Source organism: Legionella rubrilucens (genome assembly GCF_001468125.1).
Lineage (GTDB): Bacteria > Pseudomonadota > Gammaproteobacteria > Legionellales > Legionellaceae > Legionella_C > Legionella_C rubrilucens.
Genome location: NZ_LNYT01000022.1, coordinates 142767 through 165807, shown reverse-complemented (window position 1 = coordinate 165807; position 23041 = coordinate 142767). Strand labels below are relative to the sequence as shown.

The window sequence follows — 23041 nt, the reverse complement described above, 5'->3', positions numbered from 1 at the left end:
GTACCCTATATTTCATTGATGAACAAACAGCAATTCACGGATAACGCTAAAGTAACGTTATTCTGTCGCGCTATTTGATGCATCTGTCTAAAATTTACAGGACAACAGAGGCCGCAACCTTGCTATACATCAGTTCTTTGGTGATAATTTGCCTTTTGCTGAATTAGGGGTAACAGTGTTTCATATCGATCCGAAACACCCGGCGCAGGCCTGTGTCATCTGGATGCATGGCCTCGGTGCCGATGCAAATGACATGGTCGGGCTGGCTGAGCAATTGCAGGTTAATGAATTGATGCTGCGGCATGTTTTTCTGGATGCGCCGGTACGGCCGATTACCATCAATAGCGGCATGGTTATGCGCGCCTGGTATGATATCCTGGCCATGGATTTTGCCGCGCGTGAAGACAAGGAGGGCATTTTAACCTCGGAGAAAATGATCATTGCGGCGGTTGAGCAGCAACTGGCGACAGGGTTTACCAGTGAGCAGATTTATCTGGCCGGATTCTCGCAGGGCGGAGCCATGGCGCTGCATACGGCCTTGCGCATGACCAGGCCACTTGCCGGCGTTATTTCACTGTCTGCCTACCTGCCTCTGGCAAAAGAATGTGAACCGCAATTACCCGGGACAACGCCGCTTTTTCTCGCCTATGGGACTTATGACCCCATTGTCTGGCCGCTTTGGACGAAAGAAACCATCAAATGGCTCGATCAGAAGGGATTTTCTGCCATTTCCGCTCACGAATACCCTATGGAGCATAGCGTTTGTGCCAATGAAATAGTGGATTTGTCGCAGTGGCTTATTCAGCACACAGGGGGCATTTGAAATGACGATTGTAAAAAAATCACGAGTAATCCCCTACAGTTGTGAGCAGATGTTCAATCTGGTCAATGACGTGGAACATTATGCCGAATTTTTACCTTATTGCGCCCAAAGCCAGGTGCACCATCGTGATGAAGATGAAGTGCAGGCGACCTTGGTCATCTCGGCCGCCGGCATGAGCAAATCCTTTACCACCCGCAATCGGCTGCAGAAAAATAAAATGATTGAAATACGTCTGGTGGATGGTCCGTTCAGTCACCTTGAGGGGTTCTGGCGTTTCGATGAAACACCGGAAGGCTGCCGGATCTCATTTGACCTCGAGTTTGAATTCGCCGGGCGAATGTTTTCCATGTTCTTAGGCCCTGTGTTTGAGCAGGTGACAGAGAAAATGGTGGATGCTTTTTGTGATCGGGCCGCGTCCTTGTATGGTTAATGTCGAAATCATTTACATGGATGACGCAGGGGGAGTTTTTCATAAAAAACTGACCCTCCCCTCAGGGGCGAGCGTAGGCGATGCGGTGTCGCAGTCTCAGCTGTATATTCAATATCCTGAAACACAGCAATTGCCACTCGGTATTTTTTCAAAGCCGGTGACGACGGCGACGCGTTTAAGGGAGGGGGACCGTATTGAGGTGTATCGTCCTTTGACGATTGACCCCAAACAGAAACGGCGGGAGCGGGCAAAACACGCCGGAGGCAGGAACCGCCAGCGCGGTTAGCCGGTTAAGGATGATGTTCAATTCGAACCAGACGTCCATTGGCAAAATAAAGGCTGACATTTCTTACAATAGGGGCGTTGCTGCCTTTGCGCCAGGTGTAGGCATAATCCCAGCGGTTATTATTAAAGGTAGGGCTTAACAGGCTGGTTCCCATGAGCGTGGCTGCATCCTGTTTGCTCATGCCTATCGTCAATCGTGAAATTTTAGATTGCGGTAACAAATTCCCCTGCTGCACGATACGCCTTGAAAAATCATAGGATGCACAGCCGGAAACCAGCAGGGAAATCAGGACGGTAAAAATAAACAATCGGAAGCGCATAATTTTTGCCTGTGTTGAAAAATTTCGCCATAATAGCATGTCATTAATAGAAAGACACCTGCGACCCATGCAATTCAGCCAGGTAGGAGTACGAATGGAAGAAAGCCAGCAATTAAAAGATGCCGGACTAAAAATAACCATGCCTCGTGTCAAGGTTTTACAGATTCTGGAACAATCCCGCGATCATCACATGAGTGCGGAAAATGTTTACAAAGCCTTGATAGAAATGGGTGAAGATGTCGGCCTGGCGACCGTTTATCGAGTATTAACCCAGTTTGAAGCCGCAGGGCTGGTCTCCCGTCATAATTTTGAAGGCGGTCATTCCGTGTTCGAATTAAGTCAGGGCGAGCACCATGATCATCTGGTCTGCGTCAAATGCGGGCGGGTGGAAGAATTCATTGATGACATCATCGAGCAGCGTCAGGAAGCCATTGCGAAACAGGCGCATTTTAAGATGACTGATCATGCGCTCAATATTTATGGTCTTTGTCCTGATTGTCAGGACAAAGGGTAATGGACCTTTCAGGCATTGATTTTAAAACAGACTCATCAATGACCCTAACTCATAACGCGTTCAACAAGGACGGTTGCCATGTACGATGATTTGCGTGTGCCCTATCAGGCCGGCGAGCTGCCTGCCCTTCAACTGGGCGGGATTATGCTGGATGGGAAGCTCCTTCAGGATGCGCCGGTAAATCTGGTGTTGAAATCGCTCAATCGCCATGGCCTCATTGCCGGTGCCACCGGCAGCGGTAAAACCAAAACCATCCAGGTGCTTTGTGAGCAGTTATCATTAGCCGGCGTACCCAGCCTTGTCATGGACATCAAGGGCGATGTCTCCGGCCTGGCCGTGCCCGGGGAGTCCAATGCATTTTTAAAAAACCGCAGCCATTCTCTCAACCTTGCGTTTACTCCCCGGGGGTTTCCGGTGGAGCTCTTCACCTTGGACCGCGGGGTTCAGGGTGTGCCGCTTCGCGGTAAAGTCAGTGATTTTGGCGCCTTGCTGTTCTCGCGCATGCTGGATGTCAATGAGACGCAGACCGGCGTGGCGACCATTCTTTTTGAATACGCCAAAGACCGTCAATTACCGCTGAATGATTTAAATGATTTTAAAGCCATCCTGCAATACATGCAGTCGGATGAAGGGAATGCTGACGTGGAGGCCCGTTATGGCGGCGTGTCGTCTGCTTCCATCGGATCGATTATGCGCAAAATCATCGAATTGGAAGCGCAGGGCGGCGACGATTTTTTTGGCGAACCGGCTTTTAAGGTCACGGATCTTTTTCGAACAACCGCCGAGGGGCTCGGGATTGTGTCCATACTGCGTTTAATGGACATGCAGGATAAACCGTTGTTATTTTCTACCTTCATGATTAAATTGCTGTCGGATGTGTACCGTCAATCCCCGGAGCTTGGCGATCCGCCCAAGCCTAAACTGGTGCTTTTTATTGACGAAGCCCATCTTATTTTTAATCACGCCAGTAAAGCCTTGTTGAATTTACTGGAGACCATGGTTAAATTAATCCGCTCCAAAGGCATTGGCCTTGTCTTTTGTACCCAGACGCCTAATGACATTCCGGAAGCCGTCTTGAGTCAATTAGGATTAAAAATCCAGCATGCCCTGCGTGCATTTACCGCCAAAGACAGGCAGGCGATGAAGCTGGTGGCGCAAAATTTTCCGCCGTCAACCCATTATGCGACAGAGCAGTTGTTAACGTCCCTGGGTATCGGGGAAGCGCTGGTCAGCGCACTGGATGGCAACGGCCAACCCACGCCCTTAATCCAGTGTTTGATCCGTGCGCCGGAGTCGCGCATGGGCATCCTGACTGAGGCACAGGTCCAGACCATCATTCATCAATCGTCGCTTTTTTCTGTCTATGGCCAACGCCAATCCACTCAATCAGCGGCTGAAAGACTGGGCTCGGCAAAAAACCGCACGGCATCGGCAGAAACTGCTCCGGGTGAAATAAGCAGTGACAGTTCACGGCAAGAGCCATCCATGCTGGAGCAATTGAGTAAAAACACCTTATTGCGTCAACTGATTCGGGATATCTGGCGGAAACTACTCAATTCACTCTTTCCCTCAAGACGAGGCCGTTCACGAAAAAAACCCTGACAGAAGGAACCTGGGCGATGAAAAAAGGATTGGCTGTTCTTATGGTGTTCTTAGGTTTTCCAGTTTTTGCGGGCACAAAGACCATGGAGTGTGTGCTTCAGGGTGTCAGTGAGCGCGTGATTTTTGCCTTACCTGAGAAGGCGGGAGAGATGCCTTCGATTGATTTCGTCTACCCGGTCAAGGTCAGTCTCTACAGCCTGCGGGATAATAACCTGCTGCTCATGGCGGTTGACAGCGAGGACAGCAGCCGTCCCCGTCTTTTTATTTCAGCTCAGAAGACGGCCAATCAGTCAGGTTATGACGGGCAATTCATGACGGATGCAGGCGGTAATGCCCTGCAAGTGGATAATGGCCCTGTTCGTTGCCACTTAAAACAACTCAATCGCCCTGAATAGTTTGCGGGAGTGTTTGATGGCTGATGGATTGCCAATTGTCGAGCATGATTCGGAGGCTGGTTGATAACACGCAGGCCAGATGGGCAATGGCGTGGTTTTCATGCACCAGGGCCTGATTGCTTTCAATCTCAAGACCGAGGTAATCGGAAGCCGGGTATTTTTTACGCAGGGACGCGGCAAAACCATCGCTGACACCGCGGTAAGGGTAATTCAGGCGGACCCGCAGACCTTTGTCGAGGTATTTAATCTGTTGTTGCCAATGCCTTGCCAGATTTCTTTCAAGCAGACGTTTGGGATCATACAATAATCCAATTTCAGTATTGCGGGTTATTTCATTAAGAATGGGTGTAAAGCTGTGGACCGACAAATGCCACACCTGTTTACCCGCTTGCAGATGGCTATGAATCCGCGCTTCAACATCCTGCCGAAAAGGCAGGTAATATCGTTGCCGTATCAATTCCTTTTCATTGATTGGCAAAGGGTAGGTGATTTCAGAAAAGCAATGGCGATGGTGCAGGCTGCGGTTACAATCGATTAACAAGCGTGTGGCTTTGGCTGAGACGAGCTCGCAGGCCAGCGCGTCGCGCAGGTAGCTGGCGATGGCTTCGGCGCCAAAATCAATGCCCCGGTGCGAGTTGAGCAAATGCTCATGCGCCATGAAATGCGGCCTGTACTCCTCAGGGACATGGTTAACGGCATGTTCACAACTTAAAACCACGGCGATTGGTTTCATAGTGCGTGCAGTTGTTGGTTAGTTAATAAACAATCTCCCAGTTGACGGTATAAGCGCTTTAAGGTGTGATGGCTGATGTCATTACCGCAGGCGCGTACCATCCGCTGGCTGAGATTCCCCTGACTTAGTATCGTTTCCAACGCCGTCTGGCATGGGTAATCCAGATCGGCGCTGACCTGCTCAATCAATACCGCCCAGACATCGCGGCAGGTTTTAACCCCTCGCGATAATTGCCATTGCCTGCTCAACTCGCGGCTTTCGATGGGCGTATCCAGGCCATCATGCAGGCTTTGCTGGTAAAGTGCCGCCAGAATTGCCGTGTCACAGGGATTATCCAGAAAATAATGGGAATGGTTCACCCAGTGTTTCAGGATAGCCACAATGGCACTGGCAATCGCATAATCCGCCTGCACGCATTCCTGGGAATCAATAAGGCGGATTTCAATGGCGCCATACTCAAATTTGGCAATCGCACCGCGCGAGTTCAGCCATTCGTGCTGGAGAATGCCTTTGGGATCATAAGGCCGTATCGCCTCATACATCGGTGTCAGAATGTCACGGTGGTACTCTGCTTCGGATTGGACAAATTCAGGCACCACAAGTCCGGTAATTTCGGGTATTCTTTGCTGGTTTTTATCGTAAAAATAAAGGCGGCTGTCCTGCATGCCCGTGAGCTTGCCATCCAGAAAAGGGGTGCTTGCGGCGACGGACGGCAGCAGAGGCAATAGCAGGCGGATGCTGTTATGCAGCAGGTTGAACTCATCGTCATTGGCAAAAGGCAGATTGACATGCATGCTTTGCAGATTAGCCCAGCCATGGCCATGGCAATTAAAAATCTGATCATACTGCTGATAGATTTCGCGATTGCCATGCGGCCAGCGTTGGGTTTCCAGTGCAGGATTCATCCAGGGGTGCGCACCCGTAGGCAGCAGCATGAGTTGCTGTTCCTCAAGAAGCGGCTGCAAGCGTTGAATCGCGTCCTTAAAATGCGTGACAATGTCCGGTGAGACGGGCGCCGGGCCATTGTTTTTAAATTCAAGCACATGCATCACCAGTTCATTGCTGACGGCAATGTTCTCCAGGGCCACTTCATTGGTGAGTTCACCGCGGCTTAAGGCTTGAAGGATGGTATCGCTTTGCGGACGTACGTTTAATGTGGCCTTATCAACCAGCATGTATTCAATTTCAATCCCGATGACTGAAAAAAGCGAGTAATTACCCATAGCCATGCTTCCTGCGAATGCGTTGTAAAAAGACGGTCATGATTTGTTGATAGAGGTTTTCACCGAGAATCTGGTCTTCAATACCAAAATCAATGTTGGGGTTGTCATTGACTTCAATCACATAATGTTTGTCACCCTGACTTTTAATGTCAACTCCATACAACCCATCGCCAATAAGCCGGGTGGTTTTCAGGGCTGTTTTGATGACTCCGTCCGGGACATCGGTAATGGGAACCGTTTCATGATTGCCCTGGATGGCAAAGTTACCCTGAACATCGATATTGCCTTGCGATTTATCACTGAGGGCATCCCAGTTATAGATTTGCCAGTGATCCCTGGCCATGAAATAACGGCAGGCAAAAATGGGTTTGTTATCCAGCACGCCGATACGCCAGTCGAATTCTGTGGGGATAAACCGTTGAATCAGGACTAGATCCGAGCTTTTGAAAAATTGATTCAGCGACTTTTGCAAAGATTTGGAGTCATCGAGTTTGATGACCCCGTGAGAGAAGGCACTGTCCGGACGTTTTAATACACAGGGGAATTCAATCGGCGGCAATTCCTTGTCGTATTTGCTGATGAAGGTAGTCTCCGGTGTCAGGATCTGATGGCTTCGCATTAATTCGGCAAGGTAGACTTTATTACTGCATTTAATAATGGATTGCGGATCATCGATGACCACGATATTTTCCTGCGCAGCCCGGCGTGCCATACGGTAAGTGTAGTGATTGACGGAGGTGGTGGCGCGAATGAACAGCGCATCGTATTCGGCAATGGATTTGCTGTCGCTTTTCTCGATGAAATCAACGTTGAGTCCCATGTCCTCGCCGGTATTGGCAAAGAAATCCAATGCTTTTTTGTTGGATGGGGCATTGGGTTCGGTGGGATCAACTAAAATAGCCAAATCATGATAACGTTGTTTTTTACGCCACTGATGGAACCGTTTTTTTGACAGGTAGCTTTCTGCTGCCTGGCGCATGAAATCGCAATGGTGTGCCGGAACCCCGCTTAACGACAGGGGCTGCAGGTTTTTAATCCGCCATTGCTTGCGCTTTTCCAATGTGAAGCGGATAAGCGGCAAAGGGAATAAACCATGCAGTTTTCTGGCCAGATCGGCATGGCATTTGGCCATGTTCTGACCGAAATACAGACTGAAGACAAATTCGGTGCCTTTGATATCCTGCAGGCTGTGCTGTATTTCTTCATCCACTTCCTGAGAAATCAGCTTTGACAAACTGGTGTTCATGACATCCTGAATGCTGTGCACTGAAGGAATGGCCTTGTGATCCCGCGCATGCGCCAGAAGAGAAACATAATAGCCAATGGTTTGATGCTGATAGGATTGGCAGAGGTTAATGACGCGCAGGGAATTATTTTGCAGAAAATTTTCGCTGGACAGGTATTCCGACGCGTGAACGATGGCGGCTAAGGGGCTTAAAAACGCCCAACTGTCAGGATCATCCGTAACGATTATAGTTTGCATTGGGTGCTCTTTGGTTGAATGATAAGTAAATTGGCATCATAGGTCAGTACACCAAGCATGATGGCGTTAATCAAGCGATGACTGCTCACTTTGTAATAATTGTCATGTGAGAGCGGGTTTTCACGATGCGGATCGGCAACCACGATAAGCCTTTTTTTAGCATCGTAACCACAGAGCACAACGAAATGCCCGCATGGCGTTCCGCGAATATCATCGTAATAAGCTTCGCCTTTACTAGTATAGCGTTCTCTGGCGCTGCGGTATAAATAAGTGGCGCTTAAGCCAGTCAAAATGGGGATGCCCTGTTTGAAATAATCCTTCAGAAGCTGAACGCTCAGTGTGCGAAAACGCAGAATGCCGCCCAATGACACGTATTCCATGTAGGCCTTGCTGGCCTGCAGGACTCCCGCCGTGCGTTTATAACGCATCTGGGTATTTAGTTTCTGCAGCAGAAGCGTGCTCTTTGCTTCACCCTGTTCAAACCAGGTGGGATCAAAAATATTGAGGTTGTTTATATAAATGATGGTGTCAAACCCATGCAGGAGCGCATGCTTACCCAGCATGGGCGCAAGCGTTCCGCCGGAATGCGAACGCTCCACGTCCTTAATAACCTGGTCAAGGGGGATATCCAGTCCATAATAGCGATAAATAGCCTGCAGACTGGTGGGGCCGCAGCTCTCATCATCAGGTTGTGTGTTGATACAGAGATCAATCATTGTTTAAATTATTGAAAAACAGTGGCTTGGTTATTAAAACGTTAGACTTCAGGCCCCTAATTGTCAAATGCTGTGATGAGAATAAAAGAATAGCTGGCACTGTTATTGCTAGGTATGAAGAGGGCCTGAAGTGCTTCCTGTGCGGCTATACTTACCTGGAAGCGGACGGATATCATTTCCTTTAAGGATGCTGTTTTGGCGGCGAATGGATTAAGGTCAAAGCGATATTATTTCTGCTACGCGCTGGCAGCGGCGGCCTATTTGATCGCGGTTGTGATCATGGTTGGCTGGATAACGCGTGCGCCGCAATTTGCTGCGCTTGGCGCAGGCTCTCTGGTGATGCGCTTCAATACCGCACTTTGCATTACCCTGACGTCTTCTGCTGTTTTTGCACTTGCGCTTAAAAAGCGTCTGGCAATGCTTTTAAGTCTTTTGTCGGGCCTTATCGGTATTTTTACCCTGTTAGAGTACGCAAGCGGTTGGGATCTGGGGCTTGATTATTGGCTTGTCATCCCCCAAACCGCCATTGACAAGGGGTATCCTATCCGCATGGGACCTAATACCGCCTTTTGCATTGTCTTGCTGAATGCGGCGATTCTTCTGTACTGTTTATTTAAAAAACCATGGACCAAACTCCTGCAACTGGTGCTGGTCACCCTGGTGTTGTGCCTTAGTCTGGCCGCGCTGTTTGGTTATGTGCTGGATATCCAAATCATTTACAACTGGGCGGGTTACCCCGGTATGGGAGCCCAGTCTGCTTTTTGTTTTATGCTGCTCAGCCTGTCACTGTCCATCCTCTTCTATTACCGTCACTTTAAATTTTATTCAAGGCATGGCATGGTGCAGACCATGGCCATTCTGGTGACCGGGTTCCTGTTTTTTATTTTACTCTGGCAGAATTTTTTAGACGATGCGGCAGAACAATTGCGGCGGAAAATTGCAGCCGATACGCGGCTGATTGCCAAGGAAATTGAAGTCAGCCTGCATGACAGCTTTTGGGCTACCCGACGTTTTTTTTCCCGTTTGGACCATCATGTGTTCAACAATGAGGCCATCAGCGAGGATGCGGGGAATTATTTGAAAGACATGCCTACACTCGCAGCCATTGCCTGGGGTAAGGAAGCCATGTTTCAGCACGGGCCAATGGATGACCTGTCAAAACCGGATTTACTGCATTTAATCGGCCTTTGTCAGAAAGGATTAAAAACACAGGGCATGACTGTCACGGTCGTTGAGCATGCAGCGGGCGGCGGTGTTCCCTATTTATGTTTTGACCACACTAAAGGTCCCCCGGGATGGATGTTTTATAATCTGCAGCGCATTGTGTCGGGGGCAGTAAAACGGGCTGATTCCAACCTAACCGGCGTGGAGGTCCATTATGGCCCTCTTGCTCTCTTCATTCAAATCAATGAGGGAAGCCCGGCCTTTATTCATCGTTGGGCCCATACCGACCTGCTGCAGTTGGATTTTTTGACAGAGCCACTGGTTTTTAAACTCTGGCCTTCGCCCGGGTACGTGGCAGAAAACAGACCCTGGCTGCCGATTATTACCATTTTGCTCGGGTTAGTCATCACCGCCTTGCTGGCTTTGGTTAATTTACTGCGTAATAAAGTGGCCATGGACAACACCCAGTTAAAAACCTCCATTACGGACAAGAGCCGTCGTCTGCTGGAAGTGGAGTCCAGGTATCAACGTATTTATGATAACTCGCCTGATCTCTACCTGTTTGTGGATTGCACCTGCCGGGTGATGGAATGCAATCAGACCTTTATGCGCACGATGGGTGTTATCCGTAAAAAAAATCTGTTAGGCCAATCCGTTTTTGAAGTGTTGAATATCAAAAACACCATGCTTGAAAAAAACATCATGAATCGGATTGCCGCCACGGGAGTGATTAATAACCTTGAACTGGATTTGGTCAATCAATTTGATTCCACCAGCCGGATGATGCTTAAAGTCAGTCCATTTATGGGTACGGATAATCAGACCATCGGTTATCTGTTCAGTTTTCGCGATATTTCCAATATCAAAGCCCTGCAGGAAGAGCTGGCGTCCAAAAAATACAGTGAAAATCTGTTTCAGGAAAACAAGGCCATTTATGATCTTATCCTTGATGAAACCACGGATGGCTGGTGGGATATTAATCTTGAAACCAAAGAGTGTATCTTATCCAGTAAATTGTTGCGTTCCTTAGGCTATGAGCGGGATCATTATACTCCGACCCTGGATTTTTTCCGCGACAACGCATTCCCTGACGACTTTAAATTGCTTGAGAGCAATCTCAAAAAACACATCGTGTCCAAAGGCAAATACCCCCTTCATCAGGAAGTCCGATATCGCCATCGTAACGGCAAAGCGGTGTGGATTCTCTGCCGCGGACAGGGCATCGTCGATCCTGATGGCCGAATACGCCGTGTGGTCGGTACCCACATTGACATTACGCCATTGAAATTTACCCAGGAAAAGTTGTCACTTAAAAACCTTGAGCTCGATCTCATTTACAAGACGACCCGCACGATTCTGGTGACCGACACCATCCAGGATGCCTTTAAATTCTGTGCTGCGACAATCAGCCAGGCCATCCGGTTTGCGGTAGGCATGGTGTATTACGTCAATGATGACAGCCTGCATGTCGAGTCGGTCTGGCACCAGACAGTGACAGGAGAAGAAGCCTGCAGCGCCTCACTGAAAAGTCTTAAACTCAGTAAAAAAGAAGGCATTGTGGGTCAGGTCTATCAGGGACGAAAAGCGATCTGGCTGTCCGCCACCAGCGCCGATCCCTTTTCACTGGAACAGGCGCACTGCTCTCATTTTAAATTCAGCGGGGCATTGGCTTTTCCCCTTATCGTGGCGGATGAGATTTATGCGGTATTTGAATTTTTAAGTGACGAAAGCCATGCTGCTCCCATTGAAGATTTGGACATGATTGACCTGCTGGCCTCACAGATGAGTCTGGCGGTCGAGCGCAAAATGGCTTATTCCCAGCTTCAGCATTTAGCCCTGCATGATGAACTGACCAAATTGCCCAATCGCCGGGCCTGCATGGACATGCTCGAGTTGGCCATCAGCCGCGCCACGCGCAACAAAAGCGAGGTTGGCCTCATGTTTCTTGATCTTGATGATTTTAAAGAAGTCAACGACACCTACGGCCATCACCTGGGCGATCAATTGCTGGTGGAGGTCAGTCAATGCTTTAAACAATCGATTCGCGGCCACGATTATTTAGCACGCTTGGCCGGGGATGAGTTTTTGCTGATTGTGACCGATTTCAGCTCCTATTCCGCGCTCTCGTTGCTGGCGAAGCGATTGATTGAATCCATTCCTCACCCCCTGGTTATTGACGGTATCGAAGTGAATGTGTCAGTGAGTATTGGCATTGCCGTGTATCCTTTTGCCGCTAAAACAGCGGAGGCCTTATTGCAGAAGGCCGATGCGGCGTTGTACAAGGTTAAAAGCGAGGGTAAGAACAGTTTTTATTTCAGTAACCCAGGCTAGCTAAGGGGTCTTAAGCAGACTTACACCATAAAAAACCACAGGGATGACCGCACCCAGAGCAAGGATTAGAAAAAGCGGCACGACCAGCTCGCGGATCTTATGCAGACTCTGTCCTGTCTTGGGGTAGGTTCGACCTAGAAGACGCCACACCACATAAATCAGTAATACCAGGCCGTAGAAAAAAAGCGAGTACCACGTCATTCGGCTTGCTAAATCCGGCATTTTGGTAAACATCACATAATCCAGTGGCACGTTCACTAAAAAAAAGCCCAAAAACCAGAGGGCAGTCAGATGCGGCGGGATGTCCCTGCAGGTGACCAGTGTCTGCCAGCTTAAGGCTAAGGGAAAAAGCAGCAGGGAAAAATAATACAGCCAGCCAAAAGGACTTAACAGCAGCATGAGCAGCAGGGTTAAACAAAACGCATAGTGCGGGTTCGCTGAATGATTCCCGGGTTTGATGACTTTGCAGTACCAGTAAAAAATCAGGGCAAAAAACAACAGGCAGAGGCTCTTTGTAAGGGCTAGAAGCCAGGGTTCAGGGTGAGCATTGTCAATCAATAACCGGTACAGGTAACCATGGATGGACGCATTCCAACTGTCGCCATACCATAATACCCGCTTCATCATCGTGAAATATTGCTCATAAAGAATGGCGCCGTGGGTAAACAGGGGAATGAGCCAGAGAACGATGAAACTGAAGGCCATGGCCAGACAGACGGCGTACCGTCGTTGCCTGAATGCAAAAACAAGCAATAAACCCGGGAAGAGCTTGATGGCGGTAATGCATCCCCACAAACAACCGGCAAGACGATCATGACCGCCGGTATAGGCGAAATAGCCCGCCATTACCATGAAAAAAATCACAGAACCCATCTGAACAATGGCGGTATCCATGAGCGTGCTGAACAATAACAGGTAAACAGCCAGCAACAGCAGCCCGTGCCTTTTGACAAAGGGCTTGGGAAAGGCCAGCGTGAACGTAAGCCAGGCACCCGCAATGCCCAAGGCAAAAATAAACAATGACCAGGCAGGGACTGCATACTCATAAGGGAGTTGGGAAAAGGGTCTGAAGAGGAGTAAAAAAATGGGCGGGTTAAGGTTGGCCGGCAGCTTTTTGGCGAGGGGTAAATAATTCGGAATAAAATTCTGATAGGGGTCAAGCCCCTGGGACAGGGCCTGGGAGGTTGAATAAAAGGCGGAGATATCAAGGCGTATGCATTTGTTAAACTGCATGGCAAAGACAAGTCCATAGATAAGTGTTACTCCAGTAGCCAAAAGGCACCCCAGGAGTAATTTTTTACCAGCCATGAGATAGGCTCAACCAACCACTTTAAGCGACAGTTCAAGGATAAACCGTGCAACCTCCTCCGGTTCCCTGTCATAATGGACAAAGGTTTCAATGGGAAGCGGCTTATTAATTCGCTCACCGCTCTGCCGCGATTCATCAATCATCTGCCTGACCACCTCGCCCTGGTTGCAGACAAAATAAACATCTGCTTCTGGCCGCTTGATGAATTGCGCCTGAAAGGATTTAAAAACCAAAGAGATTTTAACCTTGCTTTTTTCAGCATAATAAAAACCATGCAGGCCGCCAGCCAGGTCAGCCCCGACGGACAGGGCGCCAAAATACATGGAATTCAAGTGGTTTTTGCTGCGTCGGGTTAATGGAAGTTTGACCACCACCTGCGCATCATCGATGGATAACAGCCTGGGCTTTAAATAACCGATTAACGGCACCTTGAAATGGCTGAATTGCCAAAGAAACATACGGAAGCGGGTTATTGGTTTCATGCCTGTGTCCTACACTCTGTTTTAGCTTTCCCTGTTGACTTCCAGATTGGAAATAATCTTTTTTACCCCTTTGACCGCGTTCACCCGTTTCACAATGGCGATGATTGATTTATTGGTTTTAACGCGGCCGGAAAGGGTCACGGCGCCATTGCTTGTTGTGGCGTTAATCCCCACCAAGGGAATGGTTTCGTCATCGAACACCTTTGCCTTCAGTATGGCCGCTTCCACTTTGGCGGTGATGTAGGCATCGGTAAACGAGGTGTTGACCGGCTGAATGATTAAATTTTCAATTTCAACAGACTTTACGCCTTTGGTGTTTTTGGTAAGGCGCAGGGCGTTAACGAAGGCTTCCCGATCGTTCACGTGGTCGTTTAAGGTCACAACGCCATCGCGGGTGCTTACCGAGATTTTCAGCGGATTGAGATCACGGTTTTTGGTGAATTTCGCGGTAATTTTGGCAGTTATGACGGAGTCGCTTAATGTTTGCTCAATCTCTTTCAGGTTCGTTTCCGCATGAGCGAAATTCACGGACAACAGCAGTAGGGTGCTTGCAATTAAATGGATGAGTGCGCGCATAGGGAATTCGAAGGGCAAGGGCTATTTTGCCAGTATAACATTTTTTAGCCAGGTTCCAACACCATCGCCGTTAAGGATAAGGCTGCTTAATCATGCTGACGCTTTGCACCAGGTAGGGCGGGTCGCCATTCACTTTAACCACCACAATGGAAAAGGCAATCTGGATGCTTAATTCGGGTATGGCAATGGCTTGATTAATCCGCCAGAAATGAATGCCGGAAAAATAACCTTCGTTGATAATTTGTGCGTTACCCAAAGCCTGCGGGTGCAGGGAGAGCTGGTTTTCTTCAATGACGGAAAGGTAATTGCCAAGAAAGCCGCGCAGCGCCTCCCGGGCATTTTGGGTGTAGTTGATGCGGTTGGCGGCAATGTCCTCTTCGTAGCTGTCGTAATCCAGGGTTAATGTGTTCAACAGGGTGGTCTGTGCCCAGGCGGCAACCTCATCATCCTGGGCATTAGCCGAAGAAAAACCGGGCAGGGAAAGAAGGAATAGTAGAAAAAAATTGCGCAATAGGCTACTCTTCACGATGGCTTCCTTGTAACAATTACAGCAACTTTGGCTAATAATTAACTACTATTGGCAAAAATAAACATTGGTTTAGGAATTATAGCAGAGATATAATTCTGTATTTTTTTCAATTAATCCGGCACTTCCATGCATTCCATTATCATTCGCGGCGCGAGAACCCATAACCTGAAAAACATTGACGTGACCATTCCGCGCGACAAGCTCACCGTCATTACCGGGTTATCGGGCTCCGGCAAATCCTCGCTGGCCTTTGACACCCTGTATGCCGAAGGGCAACGCCGTTACGTGGAATCGCTGTCGGCTTATGCCCGCCAATTTTTATCCATGATGGAAAAACCGGATGTGGATGCCATCGAAGGCCTGTCGCCTGCCATATCCATCGAACAGAAAGCCACATCGCATAATCCCCGTTCCACCGTGGGGACTATTACTGAGATTTATGATTACCTGCGTCTTTTATTTGCCCGGGTAGGGGAGCCCCGTTGCCCCACGCATCACATCAGCCTGCATGCTCAAACCGTCAGCCAGATGGTGGATCAGGTCTTGTCCATGCCGGCAGACAACAAAGCCATGATTTTAGCGCCGGTGGTTCGCGAACGGAAAGGGGAACATCTGCAGTTGCTTCAGCAATTGCAGGCCCAGGGTTATGTTCGTGCCCGCATTGACGGGGAATTGTGTGAGCTTGACGATCCGCCGAAACTGGCGCTGCGGCAAAAACACAGCATTGAGGTTGTGGTCGATCGCTTTAAAGTGCGCGCCGATATTGCGCAACGGTTAAGCGAATCGTTCGAAAATGCACTTAATCTGGCGGAAGGCATCGCCATTGTTGCGTCGCTGGACAACGATTTTACTGAGATGGTGTTCTCTTCCAAATTTGCCTGTCCTGAGTGCGGTTACAGTTTAAGCGAGCTCGAGCCGCGGCTGTTTTCATTTAATAATCCTATGGGAGCCTGTCCCGATTGCGACGGCCTCGGCGTGGATCAGTATTTTGACCCTGAGCGCGTGGTTCATGATGACACGTTGAGCCTGGCCGATGGCGCCATTCGCGGTTGGGACAGGAAAACCACCTATTATTTTCCCATGCTGGAATCCCTGGCACAGCATTATCAGTTTGATGTGGAAACCCCGTTTCTCGATTTGCCGGAAAAAATACGGCAAATTATTCTTTACGGTAGCGGCAGCGAGGTCATTGAGTTTCGCTACCAGCGTCCGCATGGCGATTTTTTGTCAAGACGGCATGCGTTTGAGGGCATCATTCCCAACATGCAGCGCCGCTATCATGAGTCAGAGTCCTCCATGGTTCGTGAGGAATTGGCCAAGTACCTCTCCTCACGCCCATGCCAGACCTGTCAGGGGGCGCGATTGCGGGAAGAGGCCCGGCATGTGTTTGTGGATAATAAAAACCTGCCGGAGATTTCTGCCTATTCGATAGAAAACGCCTATGAATTTTTTAAAGGCCTGCAACTGGACGGCTATAAAGGAGAAATTGCCGCTAAAATCAATAAGGAAATCGTGGAGCGCTTAGGCTTTCTCGTGAATGTCGGGCTTGATTACCTCTCATTGGCACGCAGTGCCGAAACCTTGTCAGGGGGAGAGGCGCAACGCATTCGCCTGGCCAGCCAGATTGGTTCGGGATTGGTTGGCGTGATGTACATCCTTGATGAACCTTCCATCGGTCTCCATCAACGCGACAATGACCGTCTGCTTAAAACCCTGTTGCATCTTCGTAATCTCGGCAACACGGTTATCGTGGTGGAGCATGATGAAGAGGCCATCCGGGCGGCTGATTACGTGCTGGATGTGGGGCCCGGAGCCGGGGTGCATGGCGGCATGATCGTGGCGAGCGGCAAGCCAGAGGAGATCATGGCCAATAAAGCCTCCCTGACAGGGCGATACCTGGCAGGGAAGGAGTCCATTCCAGTGCCGGAAAAACGGGTGAGCGTGGATAAAAAACGCATGATCCACCTGAAAGGCGTGACCTGTAATAACTTAAAAAACCTGGATGCCAGTATTCCGGCAGGATTAATCACCTGCATCACCGGCGTATCGGGATCCGGCAAATCCAGTTTAATTAATGACACGCTCTATCCTCTGGCGGCCAATCGCCTAAACCGCGCAAACCTGCTGACACCCTGCACGATTGAATCGCTTACCGGGCTTGAGCACTGTGACAAGGTGATTGATATCGATCAAAGCCCTATCGGCCGCACGCCGCGCTCCAATCCCGCGACTTACACCGGTCTCTTTACACCCATCCGCGAGTTGTTTTCAGGCACGCCTGAAGCCCGGGCCCGCGGGTATCAGCCGGGCCGGTTCAGTTTTAATGTCCGGGGCGGGCGCTGCGAGGCCTGCCAGGGCGACGGCTTAATCAAGGTTGAGATGCATTTTCTGCCGGACATCTATGTCGCCTGCGATGTCTGCAAAGGCAAGCGTTACAACCGTGAAACGCTTGAGATCCAGTACAAAGGCAAAAACATCCATGAAATTCTTGATTTAACCGTGGAAGATGCCCGGGTGTTTTTTGATGCCATTCCGGTACTGGCCCGCAAATGCCAGACACTGATTGATGTTGGATTATCTTATATTCGCCTGGGCCAGAGCGCGACAACCTTATCCGGAGGCGAGGCCCAGCGCATTAAGCTCGCGCGGGAATTATCCAAGCGCGACACAGGCAATACCCTGTACATTCTGGATGAGCCGACCACCGGGCTGCATTTTCATGATACCAAACAGCTATTGGCTGTTTTATTCAGATTAAGGGATCAGGGCAATACCGTCGTGATCATTGAACATAATCTCGATGTCATTAAAACCGCCGACTGGATCATCGATTTAGGTCCGGAAGGGGGCAGTAAAGGCGGTCAAATCATCGCGGTGGGTACACCGGAAATGATTGCCGCCTCTCCCCAATCCTATACAGGTCATTTTTTAAAGCCCTTGCTGTCGGCGCCCCAGAAAAGTCGGGTATGAATGCCTGTCAGGTGTCGATAACCTGATTAACCTGCCTCCCAGGCCAGTCTGCCGGACGCAAGGGTGCGCTTCACATCGCCAATGACCACGCAACAATGGGTTAAACCATTTTATTTTTCTGGTATTTGAGCTATAACTTATTGAACAGTAATAATTAAAGGAATGCAAAAGATGGGCAAATTCCTAATCGTACTCCTGGTTATTGTGGTGATTATTGCCTTTTGGGTGATTGGTATTTATAACGCGCTAATCGGCATGATTGAAGCCATTAACAACAACAAACGCCAGATTGATATCCAGCTTGATCGACGTTTCAAAGTCTTCGAATCGCTAATCGAAACAGTTAAAAAATACATGGATTATGAACAAACCACGTTGAAAGACGTGGTGGCTCTGCGTAACCAGGCGCAGGCGGCTAAAGCGGCTGGCGATGAGCAGGCCAGGATTGCTGCTGAAAATGGTATTTCACAAATTGCATCAGGGCTCAATGTGGTTTTTGAGCAATACCCGGATTTGAAAGCCAATCAGAATGTATTGCAGCTTCAGGAAGAAATCGTCAATACCGAAAATAAATTGTCCTATGCCAAACAAGCCTACAATGACAGCATTGAACGCTATTACGCCAAAAAGAAATCCTTTGTTGAAGCGATGGTGGTTAATTTTTTTCCGGCAGCCCTCGACAAGCAATTTGAGTATTGGGCTTTGCCTGAGGAACAAATTAAAGCGAACGAAGCCTATACGGTTAAGTTCTGAGTTAGACCATGGCCCTGTCCGATTACCACGCCACGACCGGTAACTGGCGCGAACAGTTGAGGCGCAACCAGCGGAAAACCCGCACCGTGATTCTCCTGTTCATCGCCATTTACGTGGGCGTTGGGCTGTTAGTCGATGTCGTCATCCTGCAATCCACGTACCCCGGCCTTTCATTAGAACAATGCTTAAGTGCGCTGCTGACCCTTAAGGCGGTACCGTATGCGACCATAACCATGGGGGCGGTGGCTGCCATTTCTCTTTTTGCCGCTTACGCGCTCTATGATCGCATCATGTTGATGGGAACAGAATACCGTGAAATTACGCCCGAAACGGCAGCGAATCTTGAGGAAAAGCAACTGTATAACGTCGTTGAAGAGATGAAAGTCTCGGCCGGATTACAATACATGCCCAAGGTGTTTATTATAGAGGCCAATTACATGAATGCCTTTGCCAGCGGTTACAGTGAAAAATCAGCCATGGTGGCGATTACCCGCGGCCTGATGGAAAAGCTTGACAGGGCGGAAATGCAGGCGGTCATGGCTCATGAACTAAGTCATATCCGCCATCTCGACATTAAATTAACCTTAATGGTTGCCATATTGAGCAATATTTTGCTGATTGTGATTGACATGCTGTTTTATTCCGTCATTTACCGCCGCGATCGCCGGGGAGACAATCGCCTGGTGCTTATCATTGTGGTCCTGCGTTATGTTCTGCCCATCCTGACGGTGTTGTTAACACTCTTTTTAAGCCGCACGAGGGAATACATGGCTGATTCAGGCGCGGTGGAATTAATGCGTGATAACGAACCCATGGCCCGCGCCTTACTGAAGATTAGTCAGGATCATGAACAGCACGCCGAGGAATACAACGAGGAGTATGGGAATACCCCTCATGAGCAGGTGCGTCAGGCTTCATACCTGTTTGATCCTTCAAGCTTTGATCCGGTGAAATCGTTAAGCAGTGCGTTCTCTACCCATCCTGCCATTGATGAACGGCTGGAAGCGCTGGGATTTAAGCGAAAAACACCGCGCGCCTAGGGCTGCACCGGGCAGGCCATGCGCTCATTTTTATATACCAGTTCCCCATCATAGCTCAGCTTGATATTGGCATCGTGGTAGGCTATCCCTTGTGTTTTCAATGTCTGCACCAGCGTGCCTCGTTGAAACTGGTCGATGATGTCCTTAAAGACTTGTTTAGACACGCTGTGGTTGAAAAGCCCATGATAACAATTAATCACCTGGCTTTGATTCAGCAGTTCATCAATGGTCCGGTTAAAATCCGTCCTGCTGCGGTAACTGTCGATATTGGCTTTCAGATGCCGCTGATTGGCAAGGAGAATTTCGATGAAAGTCATTAAATTTTTGGTTTTTATACCGCGGTAGGAACTGAAAAAATTGAGCCGCGGTTGAAATGTGGTTTCAAGATGAGCAAACAAGGTTTTAAAATCACTGACAATGACTTTAATTTGCCCTTGCTTTGCGCTAAAAAACTGCGCTTTCTGCCGCTGTTCTTCCAACTGCCTTAAGGCCAGATTGAGCTGGGATTCCAGCTTTTCGATGATTAATTTTTCCTGGGAAATATTACTCTTAAGACGGCTGAATGCTTTCCTGATTTCATCATTGGCGCATTCAAAGCTTTTCTCGTAACGATTAAACCGTTGCAGAATGATGTCAATGCGCGTTCGCATATTCTGTTTCAGGGTATAAATTTCTTCGCTGGCCATTTGAATCTGACTGGATTGATGGCCGCGCAGCAACTGCTGAATTTCATCCAGCTTGCCATTTAAATCCTTGTTAATCTCATTGAGGTCATTGATGTTGTCCTTAAACTCGTCCAGCAACAAGCTGTAGATATTGCCATTAATCGTTTCAATTTTTTCGATGTGGGCAAGATTCTGCTCGGTCTTTTCTTTTAACTCCGCAATGGTTGCCTGCGTCGTTTGCAACTGACCATGCAGAAGCCTGACATCCTGGCTCAATGCCTCGATTTGTTGCTGGTTTTGGGTGTGTTCGGACTTTAAGCGAATATTGTTCGCCGCCAATTGTTTAAGGTTTTCTGATTCAAGCGTCACGTGGTCAATCACCACCTGCCGGTTAGCGAGCACATCATGCAGCCGACTCAAAAAAGCTTCGATGGCTTCGTTGGTTTGGCTTGCGACTTGCTGTTTGGTTAAATCATAAAGACGGCTTAACTGATGATACAAGGTCATGTAAGCCGCAAGATTGCTGCCTTTCGCCTCGTGAAAATGAAACTCCTGCTCCTGCGTGACTAAATTAAGCAAACGATTTTGGGGCACATCAATCCAGCCAAAATGAGCATTGGTAATGTTTCTTAGGTAGTCATACAGTACCGCATCAATCTCCACCAGTTTATCGTCAAATTGCAGTTGGTAAGTGCTGGTTAACCGCGTCGGGTTATAGATTGTCCGCAAGCGCAGTTTGCCGGAAAGATCACGCAAAAGCTTCTCAGCCTGCTGAATTTGAAAATAAGTCAATTGCAGGGAGATCAGCAGGTTTTTATCCATGGAGGGGTTGGGCGGGGTTTTGCTGGACAGATTGATCCCCAGACTATCCACCAGGCCGAACTCCTCCAGTAATCGCACGACATTAAACTGGTACACGCGATTTTCGGGAGTCTTAACAGGTGAAGCCTCCATGTCCAAAGGCGCATCCAGGTAATGCCTGTCTAAAAACGCATTGTGGATGTAATCCATTCTCACCCGCAGGCTATTCAACATCTGAATGCAGCGCCGGAATACGGAGTTAGTAACCACTTTATTCTGTTTTATCAGGCTCTTATCCGAAGCCGCTTCCGTTTTGATGACAAACGACTGGCCATTTCCTGTCATGGGAATGCCCTGCGTTTCGAGCCATTTCGGATCGTTAATGTGTTGCAGCAACTCCGTGAAAGCCGGATGACGTGTAAAAAAATGTTCAATGCGCTGCAGGGCCGCTTCGTAAAAAAAAGAGATAATGAAACGCTTTGCCTGATACTCACCGCGCGCCAGCAAACCGCGGTGGCCGTAATTGACGGCGGATTGAAAAAAGTCTTTTTCAAGGGCCTGGCAGACGAACAGCAATTTGCAAATCATGGCCAGGTCCTCCGCGAGAAGCGCCTGCTCTTCGGCGCTTAAGGTGCGGTAATGGTACTTCTGGTTCCAGTTGGCCATGGCTTTGAGTAAGGCGGGATCATTGAAAATGTCCTGGTATTGGACAAAGGAAAGCAAATCTTCCTGATTACTTAATTGATTTAAATTCTCTGCGATGACGGCAAAAGGCTTAAGCAGGGCATAAATCCCTTTATCAGGGAAGGGCAGTGCGCCAGTGGCTTGAGCGGTATCGGCTCTTAACATTCCCTGCGCCATTTTATACGTGGTGATTTCTGTAAATTCCTTGCCCGCCTGACTATCGAATAAACGGGCAACCAATTCCAGAAAAGTACTGGTCAAACCATGCAACTGAATGGAGGATTGCTGAGCCAATTGCTGGATGCTGATGTCGCGTTGCTCAAGGATCAATTGGTCAATCAGTTGGTCATAATGCCCCTGGACACGCAAAGCCAGGACTTCCCGTTGTTTCGTCGTGGTGATGAGGTATTCGTGAAGATTTTTATTGAAATTACCGGTCAGCAGTTTGTTATGAAGAATGTTGGTGTAGAAATTCTTCATGATGTCTTTAAGCTTAAGCAGGCGTAATTCATTCTCATAGCCAGGTAAACTCGCCAATGATTTCATCATCTGCACCAGAATGATGGATGTGTTGCGCATGATTTGCACCGCTGCCACGGCGGCAGCACGATTTTCTGAATTGATTACCTGACGGTTAACATTCAGGTAGGTTTCAAAATATTCATTAATTGTTTTTTCAATGGCATAAGCGGACGAAGGATTCAGATCCAGCGATTTAACCCCTTCATGCAGTTTGGGAATATGAAAAAATGCACTGCCGTTTCGTTGGCGTAAATAGCAGAACGTGTCGATGTGTTCACGCAGTGCACTGCCTAATTGAAGTTGTAATTCGCAGCCTTTATCGAGGGCATCCAGTTCCTGGAGCATGCTCTCGATGATTGCTTTGCAGTTTTCATTCAACGTCTCTGCATGGGTTTTGGGGAGATGCTCCAAGGTAAGGACTAAATTTTTCTTGTCGCAATCGGCTTTCAGTGAATGAAGGTAGGCGCCAAATCCTGTTCCAAGTATTAAGCCTAGTCCGCCGGTGATGGCGTGGCCGCTGCCTGGACTGACGACTGCACTGATGAGGGAGTCCAAAATTCCCATGGTGACCTCCTGATGCTTTATAAAATTCTTTCTATAACAATTCCCGGGGTGTAGATGCGTTAAACGGAGTCCAAAGTGGATTAAAGTTAAATTTAAAGATCATTTACTTACCATATACCAGTCGAAA

At 48.6% G+C, this 23041-nt stretch carries 20 protein-coding genes; 10 read left to right on the top strand and 10 right to left on the bottom strand.

Annotation, left to right across the window (positions count from 1 at the left end):
* The first annotated feature begins 175 nt into the window (after positions 1-175).
* From Lrub_RS12465 to Lrub_RS12455, 3 genes are read left to right on the top strand one after another with little or no spacing between them, the layout of a single operon-like run.
* Positions 176-823 carry an alpha/beta hydrolase gene (locus Lrub_RS12465; protein WP_272946958.1) on the top strand — a complete coding sequence of 216 codons (648 nt, stop codon included), beginning with the start codon at positions 176-178 and terminating at the stop codon, positions 821-823.
* Between the two features lies 1 nt (position 824).
* Complete coding sequence (locus Lrub_RS12460) at positions 825-1253, top strand: type II toxin-antitoxin system RatA family toxin (RefSeq protein ID WP_058532437.1); 429 nt, start codon at positions 825-827, stop codon at positions 1251-1253.
* Entirely contained in the window at positions 1246-1539 is a 294-nt protein-coding gene (locus Lrub_RS12455; RefSeq protein WP_058532436.1) for an RnfH family protein, read from the top strand. The genes Lrub_RS12460 and Lrub_RS12455 overlap by 8 nt, the downstream gene beginning before the upstream one ends.
* 4 nt (positions 1540-1543) lie before the next feature.
* On the opposite strand, the gene Lrub_RS12450 is transcribed toward Lrub_RS12455, so the two are convergent.
* Positions 1544-1858: an outer membrane protein assembly factor BamE gene (locus tag Lrub_RS12450; protein WP_058532435.1), complete on the bottom strand. Its 315-nt coding sequence runs from the start codon at positions 1856-1858 to the stop codon at positions 1544-1546.
* A 94-nt stretch (positions 1859-1952) separates the two neighbouring features.
* Between Lrub_RS12450 and fur the strand changes: the two genes are divergently transcribed.
* The 3 genes from fur (at position 1953) to Lrub_RS12435 (ending at position 4369) form a co-directional block, all read left to right on the top strand.
* Positions 1953-2372: a ferric iron uptake transcriptional regulator gene (fur, locus tag Lrub_RS12445; RefSeq protein WP_058532434.1), complete on the top strand. Its 420-nt coding sequence runs from the start codon at positions 1953-1955 to the stop codon at positions 2370-2372.
* A 78-nt stretch (positions 2373-2450) separates the two neighbouring features.
* Entirely contained in the window at positions 2451-3974 is a 1524-nt protein-coding gene (locus Lrub_RS12440) for a helicase HerA-like domain-containing protein (RefSeq protein WP_058532433.1), read from the top strand.
* Between the two features lie 17 nt (positions 3975-3991).
* A complete protein-coding gene (locus Lrub_RS12435; protein ID WP_058532432.1) occupies positions 3992-4369 on the top strand; it encodes a hypothetical protein in 378 nt (125 codons plus the stop codon).
* Here the strand turns inward: Lrub_RS12435 and Lrub_RS12430 are convergent.
* From Lrub_RS12430 to Lrub_RS12415, 4 genes are read right to left on the bottom strand one after another with little or no spacing between them, the layout of a single operon-like run.
* Entirely contained in the window at positions 4353-5102 is a 750-nt protein-coding gene (locus tag Lrub_RS12430) for an N-formylglutamate amidohydrolase (protein WP_058532431.1), read from the bottom strand. The two genes, Lrub_RS12435 and Lrub_RS12430, sit on opposite strands and share 17 nt — an antisense overlap.
* Positions 5099-6325, bottom strand: coding sequence for a carboxylate-amine ligase (locus Lrub_RS12425; protein ID WP_058532430.1), 1227 nt, complete (start codon positions 6323-6325; stop codon positions 5099-5101). The genes Lrub_RS12430 and Lrub_RS12425 overlap by 4 nt, the downstream gene beginning before the upstream one ends.
* Positions 6318-7808, bottom strand: coding sequence for a RimK family protein (locus Lrub_RS12420; RefSeq protein ID WP_058532429.1), 1491 nt, complete (start codon positions 7806-7808; stop codon positions 6318-6320). Before Lrub_RS12420 ends, Lrub_RS12425 begins: the two co-directional genes overlap by 8 nt.
* Positions 7796-8524: a C39 family peptidase gene (locus Lrub_RS12415; RefSeq protein ID WP_058532428.1), complete on the bottom strand. Its 729-nt coding sequence runs from the start codon at positions 8522-8524 to the stop codon at positions 7796-7798. Before Lrub_RS12415 ends, Lrub_RS12420 begins: the two co-directional genes overlap by 13 nt.
* Before the next feature lie 195 nt (positions 8525-8719).
* Between Lrub_RS12415 and Lrub_RS12410 the strand changes: the two genes are divergently transcribed.
* Positions 8720-12019: a sensor domain-containing protein gene (locus Lrub_RS12410; protein ID WP_058532427.1), complete on the top strand. Its 3300-nt coding sequence runs from the start codon at positions 8720-8722 to the stop codon at positions 12017-12019.
* Here the strand turns inward: Lrub_RS12410 and Lrub_RS12405 are convergent, their stop codons facing one another.
* The 4 genes from Lrub_RS12405 to Lrub_RS12390 form a co-directional block, all read right to left on the bottom strand.
* Positions 12020-13327 carry a glycosyltransferase family 87 protein gene (locus Lrub_RS12405; protein WP_082651513.1) on the bottom strand — a complete coding sequence of 436 codons (1308 nt, stop codon included), beginning with the start codon at positions 13325-13327 and terminating at the stop codon, positions 12020-12022. It abuts the gene before it with no gap.
* Positions 13328-13336: 9 nt separating this feature from the next.
* Complete coding sequence (locus tag Lrub_RS12400) at positions 13337-13810, bottom strand: PaaI family thioesterase (protein WP_058532425.1); 474 nt, start codon at positions 13808-13810, stop codon at positions 13337-13339.
* A 21-nt stretch (positions 13811-13831) separates the two neighbouring features.
* Complete coding sequence (locus tag Lrub_RS12395; protein WP_058532424.1) at positions 13832-14386, bottom strand: BON domain-containing protein; 555 nt, start codon at positions 14384-14386, stop codon at positions 13832-13834.
* A 70-nt stretch (positions 14387-14456) separates the two neighbouring features.
* Positions 14457-14912 (bottom strand): DotI/IcmL/TraM family protein, encoded by a 456-nt coding sequence (locus Lrub_RS12390; protein WP_162263144.1) that lies wholly within the window; start codon positions 14910-14912, stop codon positions 14457-14459.
* A 129-nt stretch (positions 14913-15041) separates the two neighbouring features.
* Between Lrub_RS12390 and uvrA the strand changes: the two genes are divergently transcribed.
* The 3 genes from uvrA (at position 15042) to htpX (ending at position 19678) form a co-directional block, all read left to right on the top strand.
* Positions 15042-17885: an excinuclease ABC subunit UvrA gene (gene uvrA, locus Lrub_RS12385; protein ID WP_058532422.1), complete on the top strand. Its 2844-nt coding sequence runs from the start codon at positions 15042-15044 to the stop codon at positions 17883-17885.
* A 171-nt stretch (positions 17886-18056) separates the two neighbouring features.
* Positions 18057-18638, top strand: a complete 582-nt coding sequence (locus tag Lrub_RS12380) for a LemA family protein (protein WP_058532421.1) — start codon at positions 18057-18059, stop codon at positions 18636-18638.
* An 8-nt stretch (positions 18639-18646) separates the two neighbouring features.
* On the top strand, positions 18647-19678 hold the full coding sequence (htpX, locus tag Lrub_RS12375) for a zinc metalloprotease HtpX (RefSeq protein ID WP_058532420.1): 1032 nt from the start codon (positions 18647-18649) through the stop codon (positions 19676-19678).
* Here the strand turns inward: htpX and Lrub_RS12370 are convergent.
* Positions 19675-22914, bottom strand: a complete 3240-nt coding sequence (locus Lrub_RS12370) for a hypothetical protein (RefSeq protein ID WP_058532419.1) — start codon at positions 22912-22914, stop codon at positions 19675-19677. The genes htpX and Lrub_RS12370 overlap by 4 nt on opposite strands.
* Positions 22915-23041: the final 127 nt, after the last annotated feature.